Source organism: Clostridium sp. L2-50 (assembly GCF_000154245.1).
GTDB lineage: Bacteria > Bacillota > Clostridia > Lachnospirales > Lachnospiraceae > Coprococcus.
Genome location: NZ_DS480312.1, coordinates 318,790 through 327,500, shown reverse-complemented (window position 1 = coordinate 327,500; position 8,711 = coordinate 318,790). Strand labels below are relative to the sequence as shown.

The window sequence follows — 8,711 nt, the reverse complement described above, 5'->3', positions numbered from 1 at the left end:
TTACCGAAGATTATCAAACTCCGAATGCCGCAGAGATGATGTACGGGAGTCAGACTGCACGAGATAAGTTGGGTAGTCAAAAGGGAAAGAGCCCAGACCATCAGCTAAGGTCCCAAAGTGTGTGTTAAGTGGTAAAGGATGTGGGATTTCGAAGACAACTAGGATGTTGGCTCAGAAGCAGCCATACATTCAAAGAGTGCGTAATAGCTCACTAGTCGAGAGGTCCTGCGCCGAAAATGTCCGGGGCTAAAACACACCACCGAAGCTATGGAATGTGAACACATTGGTAGAGGAGCATTCTTAACGTGACGAAGCTGTACCGGAAGGAGCAGTGGAGTGTTAAGAAGAGAGAATGCCGGAATGAGTAGCGAGATTTAAGTGAGAATCTTAAAGGCCGAATATCTAAGGTTTCCAGGGTAAAGCTGATCTTCCCTGGGTAAGTCGGGGCCTAAGGCGAGGACGAAAGTCGTAGTCGATGGATAACAGGTAGAAATTCCTGTACCACATACAAACAGAACTGTGGGGACGCAGAGAGAAAGCCAGAGCCGGAAATGGAAAAGCCGGTGCAAGCGAGGTATCCGTAAGGGAGGCAAAACCCCCTTGCAAGGAGAAGACGTAATGCGGAGTGAACTATAAGTAACGAAGCTGGTGAGCTAGCTGCCAAGAAAAGCCGCTATTGTTTTGTATGTGCCCGTACCGTAAACCGACACAGGTGGATGAGGAGAGAATCCTAAGGCCGGCGGGAGAAGTGTTGTTAAGGAACTCGGCAAAATGACTCCGTAACTTCGGGAGAAGGAGTGCCATAGAGATATGGCCGCAGAGAAATGGCCCAAGCAACTGTTTAGCAAAAACACAGGTCTATGCAAAACCGAAAGGTGAGGTATATGGGCTGACGCCTGCCCGGTGCTGGAAGGTTAAGAGGAGAGCTTAGCGCAAGCGAAGGTTTGAATTTAAGCCCCAGTAAACGGCGGCCGTAACTATAACGGTCCTAAGGTAGCGAAATTCCTTGTCGGGTAAGTTCCGACCCGCACGAAAGGCGTAATGATTTGGGCACTGTCTCGACAACACACCCGGTGAAATTGAAATACCAGTGAAGATGCTGGTTACCTGCGCCAGGACGGAAAGACCCCATGGAGCTTTACTCCAGTTTGATACTGGGATTCGGTACTGTCTGTACAGGATAGGTGGGAAGCTAGGAAATGATGACGCCAGTTGTCATGGAGCTGACCTTGGGATACCACCCTTACAGTACTGGGTTTCTAACCTGCAGCCGTGACCCGGCTGGGGGACAATGTCTGACGGGGAGTTTGACTGGGGCGGTCGCCTCCGAAAGGGTATCGGAGGCGCTCAAAGGTTCCCTCAGAATGGTCGGAAACCATTCGAAGAGTGCAAAGGCAGAAGGGAGCTTGACTGCGACACCGACGGGTGGAGCAGGTACGAAAGTAGGACTTAGTGATCCGGTGGTATAACGTGGGATTGCCATCGCTCAACGGATAAAAGCTACCCTGGGGATAACAGGCTTATCACTCCCAAGAGTTCACATCGACGGAGTGGTTTGGCACCTCGATGTCGGCTCATCGCATCCTGGAGCTGTAGCAGGTTCCAAGGGTTGGGCTGTTCGCCCATTAAAGCGGTACGCGAGCTGGGTTCAGAACGTCGTGAGACAGTTCGGTCCCTATCCGGCGTGGGCGTAGGATATTTGAGAGGAGCTGTCCTTAGTACGAGAGGACCGGGATGGACGGACCGCTGGTGTATCTGTTGTTGACCAACAGCATGGCAGAGTAGCCAAGTCCGGCAGGGATAAACGCTGAAGGCATCTAAGCGTGAAGCCCCCCTCAAGATTAGATATCCCATTCTTTAAAGAAATAAGACCCCTTGAAGACTACGAGGTTGATAGGTCTGAGGTGTAAGTGCGGTAACGCATTCAGCTGACAGATACTAATAGGTCGAAGACTTATCCTGAGAGGTTCGAAAGATAAGCGAGAAAGAGATTGGAAAAGATGAAGTCGCAAGACTTTCTGTATGAAATTCTGAAGGTACATGAATAATAGAACATGTATCCATCAAACGTAAGATGTGAACGAAGTTTTGCTTGTTATCATCGAAGCGATTACCATATGGCCCGGTGGCTCAGCTGGTTAGAGCGCCGCCCTGTCACGGCGGAGGTCGTGGGTTCGAACCCCATCCGGGTCGCTTGCTTTAAGCAAAATTATATATGGGATCTTAGCTCAGCTGGGAGAGCATCTGCCTTACAAGCAGAGGGTCACAGGTTCGAGCCCTGTAGGTCCCATTTATAACATGAGGACGTTTAGCTCAGTTGGTTAGAGCAATCGGCTCATAACCGATCGGTCCTGGGTTCGAGTCCCCGAACGTCCACTACGTTTTTAAATTAATATGGCCTGGTGGCTCAGCTGGTTAGAGCGCCGCCCTGTCACGGCGGAGGTCGTGGGTTCGAACCCCATCCGGGTCGCTTGCGGAAACGCAAAAATTTCATATGGGATCTTAGCTCAGCTGGGAGAGCATCTGCCTTACAAGCAGAGGGTCACAGGTTCGAGCCCTGTAGGTCCCATTGTCCAAAGGACATGCCGGCGTGGCGGAACTGGCAGACGCACAGGACTTAAAATCCTGCGGGACTAACCTCCCGTACCGGTTCGATTCCGGTCGCCGGCATTAAAGTTAAAGTCTGAAACCTAAGTAAAATCAAGGTTTTCAGGCTTTTTTGTTGTGTAAAAAAATAAATAGGGGCAAAATAGGGGGTTATATATGAATGAACGATCGGTAAATGTGCTAATTTGTACATTTGCCGGTCGTTTTGTACAAAGGTATTTTTCGTACAATATGTTTATGGTAAAGTGAATTTGCTGATAAGAAAAAATATATTGCTTCAAAATAACGAATATATTTTTTCGAAGACACATAAGAAAATGTTTAATGCGAGGAGAGAAGAAAAATGTTTACAAGAATGTCAAAAGGAGTACTTTGGGTATTGGTAGCAGCGATTGTTATAGGTGGATTTGTGGGGATGGCTGAGGAAGTCGGAATAGGTCTGCTTATATGGCTGGGGGGACTTGTCCTGATCTGGGGACTTGGCGTATTTGTTGAACTGATTAACAATATTTTGGATATTAAGAAAATATTGCAATCAATATCATCTACAGGCTCTATGGGAAACTCAAATGTTGGATCATATGGCAGCATGGGTTACAACATGAATACTTCAAAACAGTCCGGTTGGAATGAGACAACATGGTATTGCAATCACTGTGGAACACCTAATAGTTCAGATGCAACAAGATGTGCAGGTTGTGGCACTCTGCGACCAAATAGTGGGAAACCCAGTCTGGCTTCGGCAGCGGCACAGATGGGTAATTCCAGAGAAACGCAGACAGGATGGTACTGCAGATATTGTGGTTCAAAGAATAATGCGACATCAAGGGTTTGTATTGGGTGTGGTAAAGATAAATAAAAAGTTAAAGAGTTCTGATCCTGTAATTGCAGGGTAGAGAAGCAACAGATAGCAGCTGACAGACCTGTTGTAAAATGACCGGCAGATGTTAATTTGTACATCTACCGGTCGTTTTGTACATATCCATTTTATTATGAATTTAATATGGTAGGATATTAATTGTCGATACAGGAAATCGTAGATATGGTGTTTATCTGCTATGGTTAGACAGATTAGATTTGGAGAGGAAAAGGTACATTATGAGGCGATATAAGGGATTGCTGTTAGCGGGAGTTATATGTATAGCTTGCAGCATGAGTGCTTGCCAGAGAACAGTCAAAGATGAAACGAGGACGACAGATTCAATAATTGGTGAAAATGCAGATGAACATATGGATGAAACGAATAGTGAAGTGAAATCAGAAGGATTATAACTTCTGTGATATAAAATATAAGTAAAAATGAAATCCTGTGAAGAGAATAACATCCAATGAAAAATTTTGAAAGATAAGTTCTCTTTACAGGTTTTTTTGGAGGGCGTTGATGTATCATCTTATCTTTCGTTAAAGAACAGTGGCGTAAAATATTATGATTACGACGGAAATGAACTTGGAAATGTGGAATATTTTACATTCCTTAAATCCTGTGGTGTCAATTATATAAGACTTCGTGTCTGGAATGATCCATATGATTCTGACGGGAATGGTTATGGCGGAGAAAATAATGATCTGGCATCTGCAATCACAATGGGTAAATGGGCATCCGAAGCAGGGCTTAAGGTACTGATTGATTTTCATTATTCTGATTTCTGGGCAGATCCTGCAAAGCAGAAAGCTCCAAAGGCGTGGGCAGAATATTCATTTGAGGACTGTCAGGGGTAAATAGAAATAAACTATCTTTTTCGGATGGGGCATGGTAGAATGAATCTTACATGGCAGTTTTTAGAGAAAAAACTGTAAAAGAAGAACTTATAAAGGGAGGTTATATTACAAAATGAAAAAGAAAAGAAGCTTATGGATAACACTTGCGGCAGTGGCCTGTATATGTGTATCGATGTTATTTGGTTCAGCAGCCACTGCAAAAGCAGAGGGTGAAGGACAGGAATATACATATACGGATGCTACGTTGTTTGTTTGTGGTGCTGATGGTGTGGTTACTGCTTATGCAGGAGACAGAAACGTAAAAGAGATTGTGGTTCCGCAGACGATCGGTGGTGTGACAGTTACAGGAATCGGGGCAGAAGTATTTAAAGATATGACAGAGCTGGAGTTTACAGCAGTGCCTGATACTGTAATATCATTTGGTGATTTTGCATTTAGCGGATGTAGTAAACTGAATACGATCTATCCGTATCAGCCGGTGCTTGATTCTGTGACAGGGGTGGATACCGGGAAGTTTGTTATCTTGAATTCTGAACAGAATGCCGGAGGAGTTATAACACTTCCGACAAATCTGAATCAGATCGGTACAGGCGCATTCGCGGGCTGTACTTCTGTTGGCAAGTTTGCTGTTGCAGATGCAAATGCATATTTTACAACACATGCATGGGATCGTGCATGGACACAGCAACCAAATGATAATTCCGGTGATGAGGTAGTGACGAATCCTAAAAATACAGGTGAAGTTTTGTTAAGTAAAGATGGAACGATGATGTATCGTCTGGCACCTGCCTTCCATTATACGGGAAATGGTCTTTATAATATACCGGAGACAGTTGTGACTCTTCTGCCATATGCCTGCGAGCAGGTGTCATTAAACGGAGGATTTGTAATTCCTGCATCCGTGCAGGTTATAGGAGATTATGCATTCTATAAGTGCGGGAATCTGAATACAGTAAAATTTGCTGAGGGTTCCCAGACATCCACGATCGGAGCGTATGCATTTGCATATAATAATAATTTACAGAAATCAGATATAACAGACGGGGCTTCGTGCTTTACACTTCCGACCGGTGTGACATCTATCGGGGAGTATTGCTTTGCTTATTGCCAGAATATTGTGATTGATATATCAAAGACAAAACTTGAAGTTATTCCTGATTATGCATTTTATGAGAGCGACAACCTTCATGAGTTGCAGACACCTGTAACATTACGAAAGGTTGGAGCTTATGCATTTTATGGCTGCAACAATCTGAATGAGGTGAAATTCCTTGGAAAGACTTTAGAGGAGATCGGAACAGGAGCATTTAAGACCTGCAATAATCTTCATATAGTTGATATTCCGGAAGGTGTTACGGCGATTGCAGACGGAACCTTTGATGGATGTCAGAACCTGAATACTATAAAACTTCCGGACAGCTTAAAAACGATTGGTGATAATGCATTTAAGGATTGCAGAAATATTCACGAGATGGTGATTCCTCCAAATGTATCTCATGTATCTAAGAACAGCTTTGCCGGAGCAAATCAGAATGACATAGATACATCAAAGAACCAGTACATCCAGAAATTTGTAAAAGCAAAGCTTCCGGATGTCGGTGAGAAATTCACAGTCGGAAATCTGAAATATAAGATAACAAAGTCTCACAAGACGAAAGGAACAGCAGCGTTATATGGAACGAAGGGTAAGTCATTAAAGACAGCCAAGGTTCCGGCAACGATCATGTATAAGGGTTATAAATTCAAGGTTACATCGATTGGAAATAATGCATTTAAGAACTGTAAAAAGTTAAAAACAGTGAAGCTTGGAAGTAATGTCAAATCAATCGGTAAGAATGCATTTTACGGATGCAAGAAGCTGACAGGTGTTACCCTGAATGCCAAGCTGACTACGATTGGTAATGGAGCATTTACAAAGTGTATCGCACTGAAGAAGATCACTATTCCTGCAAAGGTTACAAAGATCGGAAGCAAAGCTTTTTACGGTGACAGTAAATTGAAGACGATTACGATCAAGAGCAGTAAGATCAAGTCAAAGAAGATTGGAAAATCAGCATTTGCAAAGATCAATAAAAAGGCTACGATCAGAGTTCCCAAGAAGAAGCTTTCAGCATATAAGAAGATCATCAGAAGTGCCGGAGCGGCAAAGAGCGTAAAGATTAAGAAATAAAGATCCATTCCTTTAATAACAGAACGAATATATATATTCTGTCAGGATAACAAAAGCCCCGCGGCAGGTAATGCCACGGGGCGAAGGAAGGGAATCTATGAAAAATGAAAGTAAGCAATAATTATAAAGTGTGTATCTGATATTCAGGTATGCACTTTTTTAGATATGAGGACATACAGTCGAAAACGCTTGCTCTGACCACATTTTCGGTGATGCCCTCTTGGTTTTGTTTTCCTTTGATGGTATTCATATTAAAGGATAAATGTGTTTATTCTATGTTCAGGGTGTCAATGAATTGTGAAAAGAACACATAAAAAATGCATGTTTTAACGGGATTAACGTGCGGTATAAAATGATTTACAGGTTGCGTTTATTCGTGGTATGATAAAGAAGCCTGCAGGGAGCAGGAAAATAAAAAGGTTATGGAAAACACAGGAGGAAAAGAAAATGGTAGTAGTAAATACAGAAAATATACCGGGAAGAGAGTATCAGGTGATCTCATTGGTAACAGGTTGTTGTGTTATGTGTAAGAATATCGGAAAAGATATCGGTGCATCCTTTCGTAATATGGTAGGAGGAGAAATGCAGGCGTATACACAGATGATGGCTGATGCAAAAGATAAGGCGATTTCGTATATGATCAATCAGGCTATGAGCATGGGAGCAGATGCGATCGTAAATGTCAGATTTGCTTCAACAACAATTGTTGCCGGTGGCGCAGAAATTCTTGTTTCCGGAACAGCAGTGAAGTTTACAGCTTAACAGATTGATTTCTACACAGTGTTAGAAATGGAGGAGTATATGAAGAAACCAAAACATGAGCTAATGACATTTGTTGCCGGAATCGTTATGCTGGTAGCAGGGTTATTTATATTGTCTCAGAAAGTAATTGTATCATCCAGTTTCTTTTCTTCATTTGGAGGATTGTCAATCTGGGGAGCAAGAGTCAGTTCCGGTATGGTAGTGATTCCGTTGATCATTGGAATTGTATGGATGTTTATGACAGATTCATTTGCATCAAAGGTTTTTTCTGCATTGGCAGGACTTTTGATCGTAATAGCAGTTATTTTGTCAACAAATATTCATCTTACCAGTATGACATTATTTGATTGGCTGTTAATTCTGGTACTGATCTTTGGAGGACTTGGGTTTGTAGGCAGAGTGCTTCTGGCAGACAGAAAAAATGATGAGGTTGATCCACGAGAAGAAATGTACAGAGAAATGTATGGCGAATCGATGGATAAAAAATCAAAGAGAAGAAGAAAATAGGATTTTGTATATTCCGTTGGAAACGGGAGAATTTAAAGGGAAAGACTATTACAAATAAACTATAAGAAAGAGATGAGTGATATGCCTTATTTTTATTTTGACCCAACGTATATTTTAGTTCTGATCGGAGTTGTTCTGTCTCTGATCGCATCTGCTCAGGTGAAATCGGCGTATAAGAAATATGAGAAAGTATCGACAAGATCAGGATTTACTGCAGAGCAGGTGGCAGCAATGATCCTCAGAAATGCGGGAATTACAGATGTGGCGATTCGACCGATCGCAGGCGAATTAACGGATAACTATAATCCCAAGGATCATACACTGAACCTGTCACAGAATGTATATGGTTCCAGGTCGATTGCAGCAATAGGCGTAGCAGCACATGAGTGTGGTCATGCAATTCAACATGCGGAAGGATATGTACCGCTTAGCTTTCGTTCGGCGATCGTGCCTGTTGTAAGCATTGGTTCTACATTATCATGGCCATTGATCCTGATCGGTTTACTGATCCCGAGACTGGACGTATGTATTACATTCGGAATCATTTTGTTCTCGCTGGTCGTTGTATTCCAGTTCGTAACATTGCCGGTTGAGTTCAATGCTTCGGGCAGAGCCATTGCAATCTTAAGAAATGGCGGATTTATGACGGAAGAAGAACTTGGCGGTGCTAAGAGAGTTTTAACTGCCGCGGCACTTACTTATGTGGCAGCAATGGTAACAGCGATTCTTCAGCTCGTACGTCTGCTGTTGCTTACAAACAGAAGAAGATAATCAAAAAGTAAATATCGTATGTTTCGGTAGAGATTGTTATAAGAATGCCGGAATATAAAAAACGTGATCGAAAGGTACAGACAGCAGTGTTAAGAGATAACTGCTATGATCTTTCCGGTCACGTTTTTATTTTGTAAAAAGGAATGAATACAGGAAAGCGTATAGGTTAATATAG

At 42.8% G+C, this 8,711-nt stretch carries 7 protein-coding genes, 6 tRNA genes and 1 rRNA gene (1 of these 14 running past the window's edge); all 14 read left to right on the top strand.

Features of this window, described 5'->3' with window-relative positions; genetic code table 11:
• Positions 1-1,962: ribosomal RNA gene (locus CLOL250_RS01660) — 23S ribosomal RNA — on the top strand (it extends 926 nt beyond the left edge of the window).
• Between the two features lie 157 nt (positions 1,963-2,119).
• Positions 2,120-2,193 (top strand) — tRNA-Asp (locus tag CLOL250_RS01655).
• Positions 2,194-2,217: 24 nt separating this feature from the next.
• Positions 2,218-2,290, top strand: a tRNA-Val gene (locus tag CLOL250_RS01650).
• A gap of 12 nt (positions 2,291-2,302) precedes the next feature.
• Positions 2,303-2,376 (top strand) — tRNA-Ile (locus CLOL250_RS01645).
• A 20-nt stretch (positions 2,377-2,396) separates the two neighbouring features.
• Positions 2,397-2,470, top strand: a tRNA-Asp gene (locus CLOL250_RS01640).
• A 26-nt stretch (positions 2,471-2,496) separates the two neighbouring features.
• Positions 2,497-2,569, top strand: a tRNA-Val gene (locus tag CLOL250_RS01635).
• Positions 2,570-2,584: 15 nt separating this feature from the next.
• A tRNA-Leu gene (locus CLOL250_RS01630) sits at positions 2,585-2,670 on the top strand.
• A gap of 280 nt (positions 2,671-2,950) precedes the next feature.
• Positions 2,951-3,466, top strand: coding sequence for a zinc finger protein (locus CLOL250_RS01625; protein WP_008400240.1), 516 nt, complete (start codon positions 2,951-2,953; stop codon positions 3,464-3,466).
• A 239-nt stretch (positions 3,467-3,705) separates the two neighbouring features.
• Positions 3,706-3,879 carry a hypothetical protein gene (locus tag CLOL250_RS13875; protein ID WP_008400238.1) on the top strand — a complete coding sequence of 58 codons (174 nt, stop codon included), beginning with the start codon at positions 3,706-3,708 and terminating at the stop codon, positions 3,877-3,879.
• A 66-nt stretch (positions 3,880-3,945) separates the two neighbouring features.
• Positions 3,946-4,326 (top strand): glycosyl hydrolase 53 family protein, encoded by a 381-nt coding sequence (locus CLOL250_RS01620; protein ID WP_008400237.1) that lies wholly within the window; start codon positions 3,946-3,948, stop codon positions 4,324-4,326.
• Between the two features lie 112 nt (positions 4,327-4,438).
• On the top strand, positions 4,439-6,496 hold the full coding sequence (locus CLOL250_RS01615; protein WP_008400236.1) for a leucine-rich repeat domain-containing protein: 2,058 nt from the start codon (positions 4,439-4,441) through the stop codon (positions 6,494-6,496).
• Positions 6,497-6,943: 447 nt separating this feature from the next.
• A complete protein-coding gene (locus tag CLOL250_RS01610; protein WP_044944604.1) occupies positions 6,944-7,258 on the top strand; it encodes a YbjQ family protein in 315 nt (104 codons plus the stop codon).
• 39 nt (positions 7,259-7,297) lie between these two features.
• Entirely contained in the window at positions 7,298-7,765 is a 468-nt protein-coding gene (locus tag CLOL250_RS01605) for a hypothetical protein (RefSeq protein WP_049941074.1), read from the top strand.
• Positions 7,766-7,837: 72 nt separating this feature from the next.
• Positions 7,838-8,536, top strand: a complete 699-nt coding sequence (locus CLOL250_RS01600; protein ID WP_008400233.1) for a zinc metallopeptidase — start codon at positions 7,838-7,840, stop codon at positions 8,534-8,536.
• Positions 8,537-8,711 lie beyond the last annotated feature (175 nt).

Coding starts and splice junctions, on each gene's coding strand:
- CLOL250_RS13875 (WP_008400238.1), top strand. CDS start 3,706: ATGAGGCGATATAAGGGATTGCTGTTAGCGGGAGTTATATGTATAGCT.
- CLOL250_RS01615 (WP_008400236.1), top strand. CDS start 4,439: ATGAAAAAGAAAAGAAGCTTATGGATAACACTTGCGGCAGTGGCCTGT.
- CLOL250_RS01610 (WP_044944604.1), top strand. CDS start 6,944: ATGGTAGTAGTAAATACAGAAAATATACCGGGAAGAGAGTATCAGGTG.
- CLOL250_RS01605 (WP_049941074.1), top strand. CDS start 7,298: ATGAAGAAACCAAAACATGAGCTAATGACATTTGTTGCCGGAATCGTT.
- CLOL250_RS01600 (WP_008400233.1), top strand. CDS start 7,838: ATGAGTGATATGCCTTATTTTTATTTTGACCCAACGTATATTTTAGTT.
- CLOL250_RS01625 (WP_008400240.1), top strand. CDS start 2,951: ATGTTTACAAGAATGTCAAAAGGAGTACTTTGGGTATTGGTAGCAGCG.